This is a genomic window from Pantoea sp. FN0302 (genome assembly GCF_050113775.1).
Classification (GTDB): Bacteria; Pseudomonadota; Gammaproteobacteria; order Enterobacterales; family Enterobacteriaceae; genus Mixta; species Mixta alhagi.
The window spans coordinates 195,119-214,523 of record NZ_JBNJSM010000004.1; the positions used below are offsets into that span (position 1 = coordinate 195,119).

Consider the following 19,405-nt stretch of genomic DNA (forward strand, 5'->3'; position numbering starts at 1 on the left):
GTTCACTGGAAACTGTGCTCAGCGGCGGGATAGCTTGCCTCTTCCACTTCCTGAATATACTGGCGCACGGCAGCGCGAATATCACCGGTTTCGGCAAGGAAATTTTTAGCAAATTTGGGAATATGACCGCCGGTAATGCCAAAGGCGTCATGCATGACAAGGATCTGCCCGTCGGTGACGTTACCCGCCCCGATGCCGATCACCGGAATGCTTAGCGCCTCGGTGACGCGCTGCGCCAGCGCCACCGGAACGCATTCCAGCACCATCAGCTGGGCACCTGCGGCCTCCAGCGCCAGCGCGTCGGCAAGCAGCCGATCCGCAGCTTCGCTGTCGCGACCCTGCACTTTATAACCGCCAAAGATATTAACCGACTGTGGCGTTAAGCCCAGATGGCCACACACCGGTACGGCGCGATCCGTTAGCATACGCACGGTTTCCGTCAGCCAGGCGCCGCCTTCCAGCTTCACCATATTGGCACCGGCGCGCATCAGCTGGCCCGCATTTTCACAGGCCTGTTGCGGCGTAGCGTAACTCATAAACGGCAGATCGGCGAGCAGCAGGCAGTGCGGCGCGCCACGGCGTACCGCTGCCGTATGCCAGGCAATATCTTCAACGGTAACCGGCAGGGTAGACTCATACCCCATGACCGTCATCCCCAGCGAGTCGCCGACCAGCATCACCTTCATGCCTTCATCGGCAAAGAGTCGGGCAAAGCTGAAGTCATAGGCGGTGATGGAGGCGAATTTTTTGCCTGCCTCTTTTAACTGGCGCAGGTGCGAAATGGTGGTAGGTTTCATGACTTTCTCAACGTCAACTTACTGGTTGGCGAAGTGTAAATCATCGACGCAGTCAGAGGAATGGCTTATCGTTGCGGCGGCACGCCGGGTAAAACGGGCGTGCCTGTTACCAGGGCAGGATAGCGCTGCAGTCAAGCCCGGCGGCGACTGCAGCAAGCGGGTGGCCATCAGGCAGCCGGGCCTGCGGCGCGATTTCCAGCAGCGGCACCAGCATAAAGGCGCGATTATGCATATCGTAATGCGGCACCGTCAGGCGCGGCGTATGCAGCACCCGATCGCCGAACAGCAGAATATCGAGATCCAGCGTGCGCGGACCCCAGCGTTCCGCTTTACGCTCCCGCCCTTGTTCCAGCTCAATGCGCTGCGTATGGTCGAGCAGCGCTTCCGGCGACAGCGCTGTATCAAGCGCCACGGCAGCGTTAAGATAGTCCGGCTGATCGGGCGGTCCGTAGGGCGGGGTGCGATAAAAAGAGGAGACCGCGACCCGCTGCGTTTGTGGAATGGCATCCAGCGCATCAAGTGCGTTACGCACCTGATGCAGCGGATCGGCCAGATTACTGCCTAAGGCGAGATAGACGCGGGTCATGCGTTGCTGCTGTTATCGCGGCGCGGCGCGGCAGGGCGCTTGCGCGGACGACGCTGACGGCGACGCGCGACCGGCTCATCGCCGAGGTTTTTCAGCATATGATTCTGCTGCGGCGGCGCGGCGGCCTGGAATTCACCCCACCAGTTCGCCAGACGCTGCAGTTCAGCGTTGTTTTCCACTTCAGCGCGCAGCGCCAGCAGATCGTATGCGGCACGGAACTTAGGATGCTCCATCAGCTTAATCGCGCGCTTGCCGTGGCGACGAGACATCCGCAGCTGTAGCTGCCAGATATCACGCACCAGCGTGGTAATGCGTTTCGGGATCGCCAGCGAGCGGCACGCCTCATCCAGCACATCATTCATTGCCAGCGCAAACGCATCGTAATAGGCGAGGCCGCTTTCCTGTGCGATACGCTGCGCATTTTCCAGCTGCGGATACCAGAACATCGCGGCAAACAAGAAGGCGGGATTCACGCGCATCTGGTTATGAATACGCGTATCGGTATTTTTCAATACCTGTGCCAGCATCTGCTCCATCTGGCTGTCGCTGTGTTCGGTAAAGCCACGGCTCAGGATCGGGAACAGCGGCTGGAACAGCTGATATTCGCGCAGCAGCAGATAGGTTTTGTAACCGTAACCCGCCTGCAGCAGCTTCAGCGCTTCTTCAAACAGACGCGCCGGAGGAATATCGTTCAGCAGCGTGGCAAGACGCGGTATTGGCTCAGCAGTGGTTTCCGCGATGGTCATATCCAGCTTGGCGGCAAAGCGCACCACGCGCAGCATCCTGACCGGATCTTCGCGATAGCGCGTCTCAGGATCGCCAATCAGGCGGATAATGCCCTGTTGTAAATCCTGCAGGCCGCCGACGTAATCACGCACGCTAAAGTCAGCCACGCTGTAGTAAAGGCTGTTGATGGTTAAGTCGCGACGCTGGGCATCATCTTCAATGGTGCCGAAAATATTGTCGCGCAGCAGCATACCGTTTTGGCCGCGCTGTGCGTTGCTGTCTTCTTCAGCCTGATGATGACCACGGAACGTAGCCACTTCGATCACTTCAGGGCCGAACATCACATGAGCAAGACGGAAGCGACGGCCAACCAGACGGCAGTTGCGGAACAGCTTACGCATCTGCTCCGGCGTGGCGTTGGTGGTCACATCAAAATCTTTCGGCGCTTTACCCAGCAGCAGGTCACGGACACCACCGCCCACCAGATAGGCCTCATAGCCCGCTTTATTCAGGCGATAAAGGACTTTCAGGGCGTTTTCGCTAATGTCTTTGCGCGAGATGTTGTGACTTTCACGAGGGATGACGGTCATCTGCAGTTCGTCTTCCTCAACCTCTGCCAGTGCCGTCTCTTCACGACTCAGAACTTTACGGCAAAAATTAGCTACTCGGGTAAAAATAGGACACCTCGATAATGACGATAATTCGGTGGTAAAATCAGCGGCTAATCATAGCCTGTTGCGAACCATTTGAGAATGGTGTTGTCGTTTCAATGGCAGCCAGCGCGTCATCGCGCGGCACTTTTGCCAAATCCCACTGCGCAACAGCCAGCGCTAACAGCTGCGTGGTTGTTATATCCTGCCAGTTTTCCGGCGTATCTTGTCCCAGAAAGCGCAGCGCTCTGACCAGTACCGGGCGGGGATCGCCGCTGGGCAGGGCAGGCGCATGGTTCTGCTTCGACAGCTTATTGCCATCATGATTAAGCACCAGCGGCAGATGCAGGTAAGCTGGCTCCTGCCAACCCAGCTGACGCCAGAGCGCAATCTGCCGTACCGTGGGTGCAATTAAATCAGCGCCGCGCACGATTTCCGTCACGCCCTGAAAATGATCGTCCACCACTACCGCAAGGTTATAGGCAAACAGCCCGTCACGGCGATGAATAATAAAATCTTCTTCCGCCAGCGCGGCATCAACCTGCACTTCGCCGCGCAGTAAATCATGAAACTGCCTGACCGGCTGCCGCTGGCGCAGCCGCAATGCCGCCTGCTGCGGATCAAGATGCAGATCGCGGCAGTGACCATCGTAAAAGCCGCCAATCTGCTGAATGCGGCTACGGGTACAGGTGCAGTAATAACTTTGGCGATGCTGACGCAGCCACTCCAGCGCATCGCGGTAGGCCTGATGCCGCTGCGATTGCCACACCACTTCACCGTCCCAGTGCAGGCCGTAATGTTCCAGCTGATGCAGAATCGCGTTAGCAGCACCGGGCACTTCGCGCGGCGGATCGATATCTTCGATGCGTACCAGCCAGCGGCCACCCTGAGCACGGGCGTGCAGATAGCTGCCAAGCGCGGCAATAAGCGAGCCGAAGTGAAGTTCACCAGAAGGGGAAGGGGCAAAACGTCCTGTACAGGGAGTAGACATAACCGCTTTCACGTAACAGCGGCGGCGCGGAACAGATATCCCGCGCCACCGCTTTTCACGTGCCGTTAGCCAGCCATTTGTTTTTCGCGGATTTCCGCCAGCGTTTTACAGTCGATGCAAAGATCGGCGGTCGGACGCGCTTCAAGGCGACGAATACCAATTTCAACGCCACAGGATTCACAGTAGCCGAAATCGTCGTCTTCCACCTTTTTCAGGGTCTTCTCGATCTTTTTGATCAGTTTACGCTCGCGATCGCGGTTGCGCAGTTCGAGGCTGAACTCTTCTTCCTGAGCGGCCCGGTCGACCGGATCAGGAAAGTTAGCTGCTTCATCCTGCATATGAGATACCGTACGATCCACTTCATCCCTGAGTTGATTACGCCATGCTTCAAGAATTTTCCTGAAGTGAGACAGCTGGGCTTCGTTCATATACTCTTCGCCCGGTTTCTCCTGGTACGGCTCCACCCCAGCGATGGCGAGAATACTCAGGGACGATGTTTTACGGTTTTGCCCTTCTTGCATGTTGTTTCTCCTGGATAACACGCACTATCGATCCCCAGAGGGGAAAAAAACAGGCCGCTATAAATAACAGAAGCAGTCAAGGTTGGCAATTATTCCTGAACATGTCTTGACAAGCCTGTGAGGAAAAGCGTATTTAGCGCAACGCTACTTTTTATCACAACAAATCGCACTAAATATTACAACGCCAGGTTTATCCGCTGATTCAGCCACATGCCCGCTGGTGATAACTGCGCCTTATAACAGAGAACTTCCACTCCGCTCTGCTGTGCCTGTGCCAGTTGTTCTGCATAACGTGCGTCAATATGACGCGCGGGGGCTACGTCCTCAATCCCCGAGTGCAAAACAGTAAATAACATAACCGCGCGCTCGCCCCGTTGGGCGATGCTGGCCAGTTCACGCAGGTGCTTTTGGCCTCGCACGGTCACCGCATCCGGAAAATATCCTTTACCCTGTTGTAACAGTGTTACGGATTTCACTTCAATATAGCACTCCGGCTTATTGTGCGCCTGCAGCAGAAAATCGATTCGGCTGCGTTCTGCGCCATATTTGACTTCAGCCCGCAACTGCGGGTAACCAGACAATTCCGCAATTTGCTCTGTTGCCAGCGCTTCACGTACCAGCTGATTAGCACGCAGCGTATTGACACAGATAATATGGCCCGTTTGCGTTTGCGTTAGCTCCCAGCTGTGCGGATATTTACGCGTCAGGCTGGTGGAGGTGGAGTACCAAACGGTATCGCCAGGCGTTGCGCAGCCGGTCATGGCACCGGTATTGGCGCAGTGTATCGTTAATGCCTCGCCTTCCGGCGTGACGACATCCGCAAGAAAGCGTTTATAGCGGCTTATCAGACGCGCCGGACGCAATGCCGGTTCAAAATTCATACGGACTCCTGCAGCGGCCAGCTTTGTAGCGCGCGATAGCGGGTTCGCCCCTGGGCGAAAACCGACTGGTATAAAGAAAAATGATCCACCGTAAACTGCCAGTGGAAATTACGCGGCGGCAGGGCAACCGGGCGCGTCGCGTTGCGCAGCAGGGTGATATGCGGATGAAACGGCTGTGGGCTTTGGTAACAGCCGCTGCGCGCCGCCTGAGCGCGCAGCATCTCCGCCAGCTGCAGCAGGCCGCGCGGCGCCTGACGACAGCCGAGCCAGACCACGCCGGGACGCGGCCAGTGCCCGGCATCATCCAGCTGTAGGGTAAAAGGCGGCTGCCGAATACGACCGGCCAGCTGTTGCAGCCCCTGCGCTTTTTCATCGCTGATTTCGCCAAGGAATGCCAGCGTAATATGCAGGCTGGCGGCCACCACCGGTCGCCCTGCCTCCTCGGGGAACTGTTCGGCGCGCCAGCGAACCAGCTGCTGTTGCAACGGTTTGGGTAATCCGATGCCGAAAAAGAGACGACGTGCGCTCATAACACTCTCCGGTAAACAACACAGAGGAATGCTACAATGCGCACCATCATAAGACCAATGCTGGACGGAGTTTCGTTTGAGTGAATTACCGGTAAGCGCCGTGCTGCCAGAGGTGCTGGCGGCATTAAAACAGGCGCCGCAGGTGTTGCTTGCTGCGCCGACGGGCGCGGGTAAATCCACCTGGCTGCCACTGCAGCTGTTACAGCAGGGCAACATTGCCGGACGCATTATTATGCTGGAGCCGCGTCGTCTGGCGGCGCGTAATGTCGCACAGCGTCTGGCGGAACAGCTGGGTGAAGAGCCCGGCGCAACCGTGGGTTATCGCATGCGCGCCGACAGTCGCGTTGGGCCTGCTACCCGGCTGGAAGTGGTCACCGAAGGCATTCTGACGCGCATGCTGCAACAGGATCCAATGCTGGACGGCGTTGGGCTGGTTATCCTGGATGAGTTTCATGAACGCAGTTTACAGGCCGATCTGGCGCTGGCGCTGCTGCTCGATGTTCAACAGGGGCTGCGCGACGATCTGCGCCTGTTGATTATGTCCGCTACGCTGGACAATGCGCGGTTAAGCGTGCGTCTGCCTGATGCGCCGCTGATTGTTTCCGAAGGCCGCAGTTTTCCGGTAGAGCGGCGCTATGCCAGCCTGCCGACGCAACTGCCGTTTGATGAGGCTGTCGCACGCGAGGTGGCCCAGCTGCTGCGCGAAGAAAGCGGTTCACTGCTGCTGTTTCTGCCAGGCGTGGGGGAAATCGAGCGGGTGAAAAACCAGCTGGCGCAGCGCGTCAGCAGCGATATTGAGCTGTGTCCGCTATATGGCGCGCTGCCGCTGGCAGCGCAGCGGCGGGCGATCCTGCCAGCGCCGCAGGGGAAACGTAAGGTGGTACTGGCGACTAATATCGCCGAAACCAGCTTAACCATTGACGGCATTCGTCTGGTGGTGGATAGCGCGCTGGAACGCACGGCGCGTTTCGATGCGCGCAGCGGCATTACGCGCCTGCAAACCCAGCGTATCAGTCAGGCGTCCATGACGCAGCGCGCTGGACGCGCCGGTCGTTTATCACCCGGCATCTGTTTACATCTGATCGCACGCGAGCAGGCGGAACGCGCCGCGGCGCAGAGCGAGCCAGAAATCTTACAAAGCGATTTAAGCGCATTGTGGCTCGATTTACTGCAGTGGGGATGCCATGACGCGGCCCAGCTGAACTGGATTGATGCGCCGCCCGCGCCGGCACTGCTGGCGGCGCAAAAGCTGCTGAGCATGCTCGGCGCGCTTGGCGAAAACGGTCAGTTGACGGTACGGGGACGCGCAATGGCGAAGCTGGGCAGCGAACCACGGCTGGCGGCGTTATTAACCGCCGCCCGCGATCGGGATGCGCAGGCAACGGCCGCCCGGCTGGCCGCTATCCTTGAAGAACCGCCGCGTCAGGGTAGCCGTAATCTCCTTGATCATCTGTTTACGCTGCACGCGGGCTGGCAACAGCGCGCTCGTCAGTTACAAAAGCGATTGAATGACGCAGGCGGACAGCCGGACGCGATGCTGGCGCCAACGCTGCTGGCACAGGCGTTCCCCGATCGTCTGGCACGCCGACGGGGTGAAAGCGGCCGCTATCAGCTGGCGGGCGGCCCGGGCGCGATGCTCGATCATGAGGATGGACTCACGCGGCATGAATGGTTGATCGCGCCGCAGCTTCTTCAGGGCGATACGCAGGCTGAAGCACGTATCCTGCTGGCGCTGCCAGTAGAGATTACGACACTTCAGCGCGACTGCCCCGGCCTGGTACGTAGCGAAACCGATATCGAATGGGATGAAGCAAAAGGAACACTGCGCGCCTGGCAGCGCGATAAAATTGGCGTGCTGGCGCTGAAATCACAGCCGCTGGCGAAGCCTGATGCTGAGGTACTGCATCCGGCGATGCTGCGCTGGATCCGCGAAAAGGGGCTGGAAGTGCTTAACTGGACGCCGGAAGCGAGCCAGGTGCGGCTGCGGCTGCAATGCGCCGCGCAGTGGCTTCCGGAAGAGAAGTGGCCTGCGATGGATGATGAGTCGTTGCTCGCCACGCTGGAAAGCTGGCTGTTGCCGGAGATGAGCAACGTGCGTGATATGAAAGGTTTGCGTCAGGTGAGTCTGACGGGCGCATTATTACATTTGCTCACATGGTCACAACGCCAGCGGCTGGATAGTGCGTTACCAACTCATTACACTGTGCCGACCGGCAGTCGTCTGCCGATTCGCTATGATAGTGAGAAGCCGCCCGCGCTGGCGGTGCGCCTGCAGGAAATGTTCGGCGAGGCGCAAAATCCAACGATTGCGGAAGGACGCGTAGCGCTGGTGCTGGAGCTGTTATCGCCCGCGCAGCGGCCATTGCAGATTACCCGCGATCTTGCCGCCTTCTGGCAGGGTGCATATCTGGAGGTGCAAAAAGAGATGAAAGGACGCTATCCCAAACATGCCTGGCCTGACGATCCGGCCAGCGCGTTACCTACGCGTCGCACCAAAAAATATGCGTCGCCGCAGTAGCCATCTTTCAGAGGGTTCTGCTTTTCGAAATGAAGTAGTAAGAACAGAGTAGCCGGCCATTACCTGGAGAAACGAAACAGATGTCTGGGAACGATCGCGAACCTATCGGGCGCAAAGGGAAACAGCCCAAACCGCCACGTCAATCGGGTGGACCGGGACGCCGCAGGGAAGAGTATAACGACGAAGAGAATGATGATTACCAGGAGGAAAGACCGGTGCCACGTAAAGGAAAAGGGCGGCCGCCGCGCAGCAAAAAAAGAAAATGGCTGGGATGGCTGATTAAGCTATTTATCGTGTTTGTGGTGGTGATGGCTGCCTATGGCGTTTACCTTGATTCAGAAATTCGCAGCCGTATCGATGGCAAAGTCTGGCAGTTGCCGGCGGCGGTGTATGGTCGTATGGTCAGCCTTGAGCCAGGCATGGCCTACAATAAAAAAGAGATGATTGCGCTGCTGGAAGGCACACAGTATCGCCAGGTAACGCGCATGACGCGGCCCGGTGAGTTTACCGTGCAGGCGAACAGCATCGAAATGATCCGCCGTCCGTTTGATTTCCCCGACAGTAAAGAAGGGCAAATTCGTGCACGTCTGACGTTCAGCAACAGCACCCTGAGCGAAATCAAAAACCTTGATAGCGGACGTGACTTTGGTTTCTTCCGGCTCGACCCGCGCCTGATCACTATGCTGCAATCCCCTAACGGTGAGCAGCGCCTGTTTGTGCCGCGCGCCGGTTTCCCCGATCTGTTGGTTGATACGCTGATCGCAACCGAAGACCGTCATTTCTATGAGCACGACGGCATTAGCCTTTACTCGATTGGCCGTGCCTTCCTGGCGAATATTACCGCCGGGCGTGCGGTGCAGGGCGGCAGTACGCTGACGCAGCAGCTAGTGAAAAACCTGTTCCTCACCAACAAGCGCTCCCTGTGGCGTAAAGCCAATGAAGCCTACATGGCGCTGATTATGGATGCGCGCTACAGCAAAGATCGCATTCTTGAACTCTATCTGAACGAGGTCTATCTGGGTCAGGCCGGTAACGATCAGATCCGGGGCTTTCCGCTGGCCAGTCTCTATTACTTTGGTCGCCCGGTGGATGAGCTGAGCCTCGATCAGCAGGCGCTGCTGGTTGGTATGGTTAAAGGCGCATCCTTGTATAACCCGTGGCGTAATCCAACGCTGTCGCTGGAGCGCCGCAATCTGGTGCTGCGTCTGTTACAACAGCAGAAGGTAATCGATCAGGAGCTGTATGACATGCTCAGTGCCCGACCGCTTGGTGTACAGCCAAAAGGCGGGGTTATTACGCCGCAGCCAGCCTTTATGCAGATGGTGCGCGGTGAGCTGCAGGCGAAACTGGGCGATAAGGTAAAAGATCTCTCCGGCGTGAAAATTTTCACCACGCTCGATCCGGTTTCACAGGATGCGGCAGAAAAAGCGGTGGAAGAGGGCATCCCGGAGCTGAAAAAACAGCGCGGCCTGAAGGACCTGGAAACCGCGATGGTGATTGTTGACCGCTTTAGCGGCGAAGTCCGGGCGATGGTCGGCGGGGCCGATCCGCAGTTTGCTGGCTATAACCGTGCCATGCAGGCGCGCCGTTCCATTGGCTCGCTGGCGAAACCGGCAACTTATCTCACCGCGCTGTCACAGCCGGATACGTATCGTCTGAATACCTGGATCGCTGATGAACCTATCGCGCTTAAACAACCCAACGGTCAGGTATGGAAGCCGCAGAATGATAATCGTCGTTTCAGCGGTAAAGTGATGTTGGTAGACGCGCTGACCAACTCCATGAACGTTCCTACGGTCAACCTGGGAATGACGCTGGGGCTGGACAGCGTAATGAGTACCTGGATCAAACTGGGGCTGCCGAAAGATCAGCTGCATCCGGTACCGGCAATGCTATTGGGTGCACTTAACCTGACACCGATTGAAGTCGCGCAGGCGTTTCAGTCGATTGCCAGCGGCGGTAACCGTGCGTCACTCTCTGCCGTGCGCTCAGTGATTGCCGAAGATGGCAGCGTGCTGTATCAGAGCTTCCCACAGGCGGAGCGTGTTGAACCGGCGCAGGCGGCTTATCTGACGCTTTATGCCATGCAACAGGTGGCGGCACGAGGGACTGCGCACGCGCTGGGCGCACGCTATCCTGACGCGCATCTGGCCGCGAAAACCGGTACCACTAACAATCAGGTCGACAGCTGGTTTGCTGGCGTGGATGGTAAAGAAGTGGCGATTACCTGGGTAGGACGCGACAATAACCAGCCGACGAAGCTCTATGGTTCGTCAGGCGCGATGCAGCTCTATCGCCGCTATCTGGATAACCAGGCTCCGATGCCGCTGGTGCTGACGCCGCCGGAGGATATTGCTTCGATGGCCGTGGATTCTGCCGGCAATTTTGTCTGTGATACCGGCAGCAGCGGCTGGCGTACGCTTCCGGTATGGACCACGGATGCCACCGCGCTTTGTCAGCAGCAGTGGCAGCAGCAACAGTTGCAACAGCAACAGTTGCAACAGCAGCAGATGCAACAACAGCAGCAGCAACAACAGCAACCGCAACAACAGCAACCGCAACAACAGGATAGCGATGGCGTTGCCGGCTGGATAAAAGACATGTTTGGCGGTAATTAACCCACGTTACTGAGCCATAAATAGAACGGGCGCATCCGCAAGGAGCGCCCGTTTTTTTGGCGTTGTCTGCTCTGATGGAGGGATAAGGTAAAACGGCCTGTGTTAAACAGGATATTAGGTTTTATTTAAAGCATTAAACGCATCTAAGAAATTTTCTGTTAGCTTTTAACAAAGAGCTCGCTTGTTTTTTATTGCTTTGTGAGAAATTGCTGTGTTATTTTTTTTCAGGCAATAACGCTTTCGCTGAAGAGTGATAATGGGTGAATGGTTTGCTATTTATTGCTTCTTTTTATTCTGTTAAGAAATGTCAGATTTTTCCAGGGATGTTAAATCTGTCTAATTATGGTTGGCGTTTTTAGCTAGCAGAATCGAAAGATATGGGTATCTGTCTTAATAAAAAGGAATTTACTGTGGGAAATTTATTAAAGAATATTAATTTATCCGCTAAATTAGCAATGCTGGGCCTGTTTGCCCTGGTGCTTTTTGTTTTACCTACCGCGTTATTGGTTAAACAAGGCAATGAAGCAATTGATGTGAAGCAGCAAGAGATTAGAGGTATTCTGACAGAAAAAGAACTATTAACCTTGCTCGGTATCTATCAGCGTCACTGGGATGAAAGCCATCTTATCATTTCTAAGGGTAAAGGCACTTCGCCAGCCCACTCAGCTACGATAAGCGAGGCAGAGAAGCTGCAAACCTCTCAGCTTAAAAACCTGACCATGATGCAGGCCAAATTTGCGATGAAAAAAATGCAAAGCACCATAGATATATGGGCAGAGCTGCAGCGCAAGCTAAGCGATCCTGCGTTTACGCTGACTGAAAATAATATAATGCATGAAAAGCTGATCTCCTCGTTGCTGGATGTGATTGTAGACGTACTTGATTTTTCAAAGCTGTCACTGGACGCAGATTTGGACAGCTATCAGTTGATGCTGAGCACTTTTAACCGCATCCCGGAGATGATTGCTGGCCTGGCTCAGGTGCGAGGCAGCGGGGCCGAGTTTTTAGCGACCAATAATGTGAAGAAAGAGGCGGACTATGACCGGGTTGCCGATCAGATAGAACAGACAAAGAGATCGCTGGATATATTCCATAAATACTTTATGAAGGCATTTGCCCTGAACGATGAATTAAAGATAAAACTGTCTCAGCCGGTTGAACAACTATGGAAAGTATCGGCGGAGGCGCTACAGGTTGCAGATAATATCTTTACTCATCGGCAAACGATTAAATTGAGTGAAAGCGATTATACCCTGCGTTTTAATACGATTTTAAATAAATATGAACATCTTGGTCATACCGCTGCAGACTCGCTTACACAGCTGCTTACTCAACAGAGCGACAACAAGCGTCTTTCACAGATATGGTTACTGGGATCGCTGATTTTAATAGCTTTAATGATGGTTGCTTTTACCATATTTATTGTAAAAACAGTGACCCGCCCGCTTAATGAAGCGACCATGATTGCCCAAAAGGTCGCCAGCGGCGATTTAACCCATAATATTCAGGTGGACGGCAATAACGAAACAGCCTCCCTGTTGCGTTCACTCAGTGAAATGAACCATCGTTTGTCGAGTCTGGTTTTTTCTATTCAGGAGAGTTCGGACGTTATCGCCAGCTCTTCTGAAGAGATTGCCAGCGGCAACCAGAATCTTTCCGAGCGGACAGAGAGTCAGGCGGCATCGCTTGCTGAAACGGCGGCCAGCATGGAACAGCTGACCTCCATTATCGGTCAGAACGCGGATAACACGCGTCACGCAGCCGAAATGGCGCAGGAGGCGACAGAAGCCGCATTAAGCGGCGGGGAAGCGATGGAGTCTGTTAAAGCCTCTATGGAGCAGATCAACAACAGCGCCGGGCAAATTCAGGAGATCATTGGCGTGATTGATGGCATCTCTTTTCAAACCAACATCCTGGCATTGAATGCGGCGGTCGAGGCGGCGCGCGCGGGGGAGCATGGTAAAGGTTTTGCCGTGGTCGCCGCTGAGGTACGTGCGCTGGCGCAGCGCTCGGCAACCGCCGCACGTGAGATTAAACAGCTGATTGAGCAGTCGGTGGTGCATTCTATGCAGGGCATTAATATGGTGCAGGATGCCCGGAAGAAAGTGAACCAAAGCGTTACCTCGATCGAACAGACCGCGCAGCTGGTTAAAGATATTTCGTCCTCCTCTGAAGAGCAAAGCGCCGGGATTTCGCAGATCAGCATCGCTGTTAATCAAATGGACAGCTCGACTCAACAGAATGCCACGCTGGTAGAGCAGTCGGCAGCGGCCTCCGGATTGCTGGCTGAACGGGCAAGGGCGTTGCGTGAGGCGATTTCAGTGTTTCGCACCAGTAAAACGTAATAGAGATGAAGCGGGGCGATGCCACAGTAACATTGATCGCTTTCCCGCCGTGAATGGGAAAACAGACGGCGGGACAAAACCACGAACCCAAAGGGATTGTACGGGCGCATCAGGATGCGCCCGTTTTTTGATCTGACTCATAGCGCCTCGATCACCGCTTTAAAGCTGGCCTGCAGGGCACGTATATCCCCGCATTAGGGCTTGCAGATCTGAGTTTGTTTCGCATATTATCCAACCACAACAATAAGCATACGAATAATTATCGTTTGCGTTTCCTTTTTCATCGCCTGACCTATTTCCACTCAGAGAAAACATAATGGCAAATGCGCGTAGTAAAATTTTTACTGCTTCCGCTACGGCGGGCTTGTTGAAACGTCCGCTGGCGGTGTTGGTGGCGCTAACCCTGGCGGGAGGAGGCTCTGCCTTTGCCGCAGAGCAGACGCTGGTGGTGGATGCCACAGCCGACGCGCCGCAGGAAAGTGCATGGGGACCGGCTGCAACTATCGCCGCTAAGCACAGCGCAACCGGCACCAAAACCGATACGCCAATCGAAAAGAACCCGCAGTCAGTATCGGTGGTAACACGTCAGGAAATGGATACCCATCAGCCTGCGTCCGTAAAAGAGGCGCTGGGCTATACGCCGGGCGTGACGGTTGCTACGCGCGGCGCATCAAACACTTATGATGCCGTTAAGATTCGGGGTTTTGGTTCGGTCAATCAGAATAACTACCTGGATGGACTGAAACTTCAGGGCGACTTCTATAACGAAGTAATCATCGATCCCTATATGCTTGAGCGCGTTGAATTATTACGTGGCCCAACTTCTGTGCTGTACGGCAAAAGCAGTCCTGGCGGGATCATTACCATGACCAGCAAACGCCCTACCACAGAACCGCTGCGTGAAGTGCAGTTTAAGATGGGCACCGATAATCTATGGCAGACTGGATTTGACTTCAGCAATGCGTTTGATGATGCCGGCGTATACTCCTGGCGTCTTACCGGCGTAGCGCGTTCTAATGATAATCAGCAAGAGCGGGCAAAAGAGAAACGCTACGCTATTGCTCCGGCCTTTACCTGGCGTCCTGATGATAAAACTAACCTGACGTTATTGGCGAATTTGCAGGATTCTCCGGAAACCGGTTATTACGGCTGGCTGCCAAAAGAAGGCACAGTTGAGCCTTTGCCGAACGGCTCACGTCTGCCGGTTAGCTTCAACGAGGGCGCCCGCAACAATACCTATTCTCTGTCGCATAAATTAGTGGGCTACAGCTTTGAACACGGCTTCAACGACACCTTTACGGTGCGTCAAAACCTGCGTTATGTAGAAGCAAAAACCGCGCAAAAAAGTGTTTATGGCAACGGCGTTAATGCCAGTAACCCCTATATTCTGAAGCGTAATACCGTTGTTGATAATGAAAAACTGCATAATTTTGCCGTTGATACGCAGCTTGAGAGTAAATTTGCTACGGCAGCAGTAACGCATACGCTGTTAACGGGAATCGATTTCCAGCAGATGCGCAACGATATCAGCGCCCTCTTTGGCACCGGAACGGATCTGGACTTACGTAACCCGAATTACAGCGATTATGCTTTTGGCGCTGCCACGCCGTATCAACAAAACAAGCAGAAGCAGACGGGTCTTTATGTACAGGATCAGGCGGAGTGGAACCGCTTCGTTCTGACGGCTGGCGGGCGTTATGACTGGTTAGAGCAGTCTACGCGTGCTTATCAGGCAGGCACCTATACCGAGCGCAGTGACAGCCAGTTTACCGGACGCGTAGGGCTGAACTACCTGTTTGATAATGGAATTACCCCTTACGTAAGCTATAGCGAATCGTTCGAGCCAAACTCCGGCGCAGACGCTGCGGGTAATACCTTTAAGCCTTCTAAAGGTCGCCAGTATGAAGCAGGCGTTAAATATGTGCCGAAAGACCAGCCGATTGTTGTGACTGCAGCTCTCTATCAGCTGACAAAAACCAACAACCTGATGTCCGATCCTGCCAATGTTTTTCAATCGATACAGGGCGGGGAAATTCGCTCGCGTGGCGTAGAGCTGGAAGCGAAAGCAGCGTTAACGGCAAATATCAATATGACCGCTTCCTATACCTATACTGATGCGGAATATACCAAAGACACTACGCTGAAGGGAAATACGCCGGAACAGGTGCCAGAGCATATGGCTTCGCTGTGGGGCGATTACACCTTTAATGAAGGTCCGTTAAGCGGTTTAACGCTGGGCACCGGCGGTCGTTTAATCGGTTCCAGCTATGGCGATCCGTCAAATACTTTTAAAGTGGGCAGTGCCGCCGTGGTCGATGCCGTGGTGAAATATGACCTTGGCCGCTTTGGCATGTACGGCTCTAGCGTCGCGTTAAACGTTAATAACCTGCTGGACCGCGAATATGTCGCCAGCTGCTTCCAGACTTACGGCTGTTTCTGGGGCGCTGAACGCCAGGTGGTTGCTACCGCAACATTCCGTTTCTAAATCCATCCATCCGGACGCGGCTTTGGTCGCGTCCGTCACCGTTGAAGATAACCATGTCACATCAGCTGTCACAGGAAACCACCTTCACGCTCGATCAAGTCAGTTTTCGCGTGCCCGGACGCACGCTGCTGCATCCTCTCTCGCTTACCTTTCCCAGCGGTAAAGTTACCGGCCTTATCGGTCATAACGGCTCCGGCAAATCGACGTTGCTAAAAATGTTAGGCCGACATCAGCCCGCCAGCGAAGGGCGCGTGCTGTTAAATGGCAAACCGCTGGACCAGTGGAACAGCAAGGCCTTTGCCCGGCAGATTGCCTATTTACCTCAGCATCTGCCGCCAGCGGAGGGAATGACGGTGCGGGAGCTGGTAGCGGTAGGCCGCTATCCGTGGCACGGCGCGCTGGGGCGCTACGGTGAAGAAGATCGTCAGCGCGTGGAGGAAGCGATTACGCTGGTGGGGTTGAAGCCCCTTGCCCGGCGTCTGGTGGATAGTCTCTCCGGCGGCGAACGGCAACGCGCCTGGCTGGCGATGCTGGTGGCGCAGAACAGCCGCTGCCTGCTGCTGGATGAGCCTACGTCGGCGCTGGACATTGCGCATCAGGTAGAGGTGCTGGCGCTGATCCAGCGTCTTAGCCAGCAGCGTGGGCTGACGGTAATTGCCGTTCTGCACGATATCAATATGGCGGCACGCTACTGCGATTCGCTGGTCGCGCTACGCGCCGGTGAGATGATCGCTCAGGGCGCGCCGGCGGACATCATGCACAGCGAAGTGCTGGAACGCATCTATAACATTCCAATGGGCATTCTGCCGCACCCGCAGGGTGGCGCGCCGGTCAGCTTTGTTTACTGATACAAGGATGTGGTTATGTTGCCAATAACACGCCGTCGTTTGCTTACCGCTATGGCGATCTCTCCGCTGCTCTGGCAGCAAACGCTGCGGGCTGAAACAATTGATTCGCAGCGCATTGTCGCCCTGGAATGGCTGCCGATTGAATTAATGATGGCGCTGGGCGTGGTGCCGATGGCCGCAGCTGAACTGTTTAACTATCGCGACTGGGTCGGCAAGCCTGAACTGCCTGCGAGCGTAATAGATGTTGGGCTGCGCGTTGAGCCGAACCTTGAATTGCTGACGCAACTGAAACCCTCTCTGATTCTTTATTCCAGCGGCTATGGCCCCTCACCGCAAACTCTGGCGCGTATCGCTCCCAGCCAGGGATTCGCCTTTAACAACAGCGACGGTAAGCCGTTAACGGCGGCACGTCAGTCGCTAACGCAGCTGGCGCAGCGTATCGGCCGAGAGCCGCAGGCGCGGGCACACCTGGCGATGCTTGATGAATTTTTTGCCGATATGCGTATGCGTCTTGCACCGCGCGCTGCGAAGCCGCTGTTGCTGATGTCGTTAATTGATAAACGTCATGCGATTGTTTTTGGCAAAGGCAGCCTGTTTTTAGAAGTGATGCAAAATCTTGGGCTGCAAAACGCCTGGCAGGGCGAAACGAATTTCTGGGGCAGCGCAGTGGTAGGGATCGAGCGTCTGGCGAGCATAGTTGATGCGGATGTGCTCTGTCTGAGCCACGGTGATAATGCCTTAATGAAGCAGATCGCTGCAACCGAGCTTTGGCAGTCGCTGCCTTTTGTACGTCAGCAACGTTTTACCCGCGTGCCAACCGTCTGGTTTTATGGTGCAACGCTCTCGGCGATGACGTTTTGCCGTATTCTCGATAATGTGCTGGAGGCATGATGCACAGGCGTTTCGCTTTTCCGGTAATGCTGATCGGTGCGCTGTTTCTGGGCGCGCTGGCATTGACCGGCCTGAATTTTACTCATCATCTGCCAACACCGCAGTGGCTACATGCGTTAATGCAGCCGGATCGCAATAATATCGATCAGATGGTGTTTCACTTTAGCCTGCTGCCCAGGCTGGCGGTGGCGCTGCTGGCCGGGGCAGGGCTGGGGCTGGTGGGCGTGCTTTTCCAACAGGTATTACGCAACCCGCTGGCGGAGCCGACCACGCTTGGCGTGGCGAGCGGCGCTCAGCTTGGCATCACGGTTGCAACCCTGTGGGCGCTGCCGGGCGGAATGCTCACGCAGCAGATCGCTGCGATGACGGGCGCGGTACTCATCGGCCTGCTGGTGTTTGGCATCGCCTGGGGGAAAAGGCTGTCGCCGGTGACCCTGATCCTCGCCGGGCTGGTAATGAGCCTTTACTGCGGCGCGGTTAATCAGATCTTCGCTATCTTCAATCACGATCAGCTACAAAACCTTTTCTTGTGGAGTACTGGCTCATTAAGCCAGCAGGACTGGAGCAACGTGACCTTTTTGCTGCCGCGTCTGCTGCTGGGCTTTGCGCTGGCGCTGTTGTTGCGGCGGCCTCTTACGGTGCTAGGGCTGGACGATGGTGTCGCTAAAAATCTGGGTATGGCGCTGTCGCTGGTGCGGCTGGCGGCGCTGGGGCTGGCAATCATTCTGAGCGGCATGCTGGTAAATGCTGTCGGCATCATCTCCTTTATCGCGCTGTTTTCACCGCTGATGGCGAAACTGCTGGGCGCACGCCGTCTGGTTAGTCGTATGTTACTGGCCCCGCTGCTGGGCGCACTGTTGCTTTGGCTGACGGACCAGTGCGTGATTTGGCTGACCGATAACTGGCGTGAGATTTCAACCGGCACCTTAACGGCGCTGGTCGGCGCACCAGTTCTGCTGTGGCTGTTGCCGCGCCTGCGTACCGGGGCGGTGCCGTCGCCGCTGAATCAGGGCGACCGCGTGCCTGCGGAGCGTCAGCATGTGCTGTGGTGGGTGCTGGCGGCGCTTGGTGTACTGCTGCTGCTGGCGGTTACCGCGCTATCGCTGGGGCGCGATGCGCACGGCTGGCTGTGGGCGAGCGGCGAACTCTGGCATCAGCTCCAACCGTGGCGCGCACCGCGCATGGTGGCCGCGCTGGCGGCAGGGGTGATGCTGGGCGTGGCGGGCAGCCTGATACAGCGCCTGACCGGTAATCCCATGGCCAGCCCGGAAGTGCTGGGCATCAGCTCTGGCGCAGCCTGCGGCGTGGTGCTGATGTTGTTTCTGGTGCCGGGCGACGCTTTTGCCTGGCTACTGCCTGCCGGCAGCCTTGGCGCGGCGGTTACGCTGCTGCTGATTATGCTGGTGGCCGGGCGCGGCGGTTTTTCGCCGGAGCGTATGCTGCTGGCGGGGATGGCTTTCAGCACCGCCTTTACCACATTACTGGCGATGCTGCTGGCCAGCGGCGATCCGCGCATGGCGCAGCTGCTGAGCTGGATCTCAGGTTCAACCTATGGCGTGGATGCGGCACAGGCGTTGCGCACCGCGCTGGTAGCCGTGGTGCTGGTGGTGATAGCTCCGCTCGCCAGCCGCTGGTTAACCATTTTGCCGCTGGGCAGCGCCACGGCGCGTTCCATTGGCGTCGCACTGATGCCGGCGCGTTTTAGTTTGCTGCTGCTGGCTTCTGCGTTGACTGCCGCCGCGACGCTAACCATCGGACCACTCAGTTTTATTGGGCTGATGGCGCCGCATATCGCACGTATGCTGGGATTCCGGCGGGCGCTGCCGCAGATGGTGGTTGCTGCGCTGATGGGCGGCGGTCTGATGATTGTGGCCGACTGGGGCGGCAGAATGGCGGCGTTTCCGAATCAGATCCCGGCGGGACTACTGGCAACCTTTATCGGCGCGCCTTATTTTGTCTGGCTACTGCGGAAAGTGAAATAACAACGGGCGCCGCAGGGCGCCCGTTAACGTTTGATG

The 19,405-nt window shown here is 56.1% G+C and carries 14 protein-coding genes; 7 read left to right on the forward strand and 7 right to left on the reverse strand.

Annotated features, from left to right (window positions below; translation table 11 throughout):
* Positions 1–2: 2 nt before the first annotated feature.
* From panB to thpR, 7 genes are all read right to left on the reverse strand, one after another.
* Positions 3–797, reverse strand: coding sequence for a 3-methyl-2-oxobutanoate hydroxymethyltransferase (gene panB, locus ACQE32_RS16080; protein WP_250651871.1), 795 nt, complete (start codon positions 795–797; stop codon positions 3–5).
* A gap of 106 nt (positions 798–903) precedes the next feature.
* Positions 904–1,383, reverse strand: coding sequence for a 2-amino-4-hydroxy-6-hydroxymethyldihydropteridine diphosphokinase (gene folK / locus ACQE32_RS16085; protein ID WP_426974512.1), 480 nt, complete (start codon positions 1,381–1,383; stop codon positions 904–906).
* The gene (pcnB, locus tag ACQE32_RS16090; RefSeq protein WP_426974561.1) at positions 1,380–2,786 is read right to left on the reverse strand and encodes a polynucleotide adenylyltransferase PcnB; all 1,407 of its coding nucleotides are present in this window, start codon (positions 2,784–2,786) and stop codon (positions 1,380–1,382) included. Before pcnB ends, folK begins: the two co-directional genes overlap by 4 nt.
* A 37-nt stretch (positions 2,787–2,823) precedes the next feature.
* On the reverse strand, positions 2,824–3,750 hold the full coding sequence (gluQRS, locus tag ACQE32_RS16095; protein WP_426974513.1) for a tRNA glutamyl-Q(34) synthetase GluQRS: 927 nt from the start codon (positions 3,748–3,750) through the stop codon (positions 2,824–2,826).
* 65 nt (positions 3,751–3,815) lie between these two features.
* On the reverse strand, positions 3,816–4,271 hold the full coding sequence (gene dksA / locus ACQE32_RS16100) for an RNA polymerase-binding protein DksA (RefSeq protein WP_013507920.1): 456 nt from the start codon (positions 4,269–4,271) through the stop codon (positions 3,816–3,818).
* Between the two features lie 176 nt (positions 4,272–4,447).
* On the reverse strand, positions 4,448–5,152 hold the full coding sequence (sfsA, locus tag ACQE32_RS16105) for a DNA/RNA nuclease SfsA (RefSeq protein ID WP_426974514.1): 705 nt from the start codon (positions 5,150–5,152) through the stop codon (positions 4,448–4,450).
* Entirely contained in the window at positions 5,149–5,682 is a 534-nt protein-coding gene (gene thpR, locus ACQE32_RS16110; RefSeq protein ID WP_426974515.1) for an RNA 2',3'-cyclic phosphodiesterase, read from the reverse strand. Before thpR ends, sfsA begins: the two co-directional genes overlap by 4 nt.
* A 76-nt stretch (positions 5,683–5,758) precedes the next feature.
* Here thpR and hrpB point away from each other — a divergent pair, with 76 nt between their 5' ends.
* The 7 genes from hrpB (at position 5,759) to fhuB (ending at position 19,369) form a co-directional block, all read left to right on the forward strand.
* A complete protein-coding gene (hrpB, locus tag ACQE32_RS16115) occupies positions 5,759–8,200 on the forward strand; it encodes an ATP-dependent helicase HrpB (RefSeq protein WP_427022087.1) in 2,442 nt (813 codons plus the stop codon).
* An 80-nt stretch (positions 8,201–8,280) separates the two neighbouring features.
* The gene (gene mrcB / locus ACQE32_RS16120; protein ID WP_426974517.1) at positions 8,281–10,818 is read left to right on the forward strand and encodes a bifunctional glycosyl transferase/transpeptidase; all 2,538 of its coding nucleotides are present in this window, start codon (positions 8,281–8,283) and stop codon (positions 10,816–10,818) included.
* 410 nt (positions 10,819–11,228) lie between these two features.
* A complete protein-coding gene (locus ACQE32_RS16125) occupies positions 11,229–13,163 on the forward strand; it encodes a methyl-accepting chemotaxis protein (protein ID WP_427022088.1) in 1,935 nt (644 codons plus the stop codon).
* A 316-nt stretch (positions 13,164–13,479) separates the two neighbouring features.
* The gene (fhuA, locus tag ACQE32_RS16130; RefSeq protein WP_427022089.1) at positions 13,480–15,648 is read left to right on the forward strand and encodes a ferrichrome porin FhuA; all 2,169 of its coding nucleotides are present in this window, start codon (positions 13,480–13,482) and stop codon (positions 15,646–15,648) included.
* A gap of 53 nt (positions 15,649–15,701) precedes the next feature.
* Positions 15,702–16,496, forward strand: coding sequence for a Fe3+-hydroxamate ABC transporter ATP-binding protein FhuC (gene fhuC, locus ACQE32_RS16135; RefSeq protein ID WP_085067936.1), 795 nt, complete (start codon positions 15,702–15,704; stop codon positions 16,494–16,496).
* Between the two features lie 15 nt (positions 16,497–16,511).
* On the forward strand, positions 16,512–17,387 hold the full coding sequence (gene fhuD / locus ACQE32_RS16140) for a Fe(3+)-hydroxamate ABC transporter substrate-binding protein FhuD (protein ID WP_426982115.1): 876 nt from the start codon (positions 16,512–16,514) through the stop codon (positions 17,385–17,387).
* Complete coding sequence (gene fhuB / locus ACQE32_RS16145) at positions 17,384–19,369, forward strand: Fe(3+)-hydroxamate ABC transporter permease FhuB (RefSeq protein ID WP_426982116.1); 1,986 nt, start codon at positions 17,384–17,386, stop codon at positions 19,367–19,369. The genes fhuD and fhuB overlap by 4 nt, the downstream gene beginning before the upstream one ends.
* Positions 19,370–19,405 lie beyond the last annotated feature (36 nt).

Coding starts and splice junctions, on each gene's coding strand:
- thpR (WP_426974515.1), bottom strand. CDS start 5,682: ATGAGCGCACGTCGTCTCTTTTTCGGCATCGGATTACCCAAACCGTTG.
- folK (WP_426974512.1), bottom strand. CDS start 1,383: ATGACCCGCGTCTATCTCGCCTTAGGCAGTAATCTGGCCGATCCGCTG.
- dksA (WP_013507920.1), bottom strand. CDS start 4,271: ATGCAAGAAGGGCAAAACCGTAAAACATCGTCCCTGAGTATTCTCGCC.
- fhuC (WP_085067936.1), top strand. CDS start 15,702: ATGTCACATCAGCTGTCACAGGAAACCACCTTCACGCTCGATCAAGTC.
- fhuB (WP_426982116.1), top strand. CDS start 17,384: ATGATGCACAGGCGTTTCGCTTTTCCGGTAATGCTGATCGGTGCGCTG.
- fhuD (WP_426982115.1), top strand. CDS start 16,512: ATGTTGCCAATAACACGCCGTCGTTTGCTTACCGCTATGGCGATCTCT.
- panB (WP_250651871.1), bottom strand. CDS start 797: ATGAAACCTACCACCATTTCGCACCTGCGCCAGTTAAAAGAGGCAGGC.
- sfsA (WP_426974514.1), bottom strand. CDS start 5,152: ATGAATTTTGAACCGGCATTGCGTCCGGCGCGTCTGATAAGCCGCTAT.
- fhuA (WP_427022089.1), top strand. CDS start 13,480: ATGGCAAATGCGCGTAGTAAAATTTTTACTGCTTCCGCTACGGCGGGC.
- gluQRS (WP_426974513.1), bottom strand. CDS start 3,750: ATGTCTACTCCCTGTACAGGACGTTTTGCCCCTTCCCCTTCTGGTGAA.
- mrcB (WP_426974517.1), top strand. CDS start 8,281: ATGTCTGGGAACGATCGCGAACCTATCGGGCGCAAAGGGAAACAGCCC.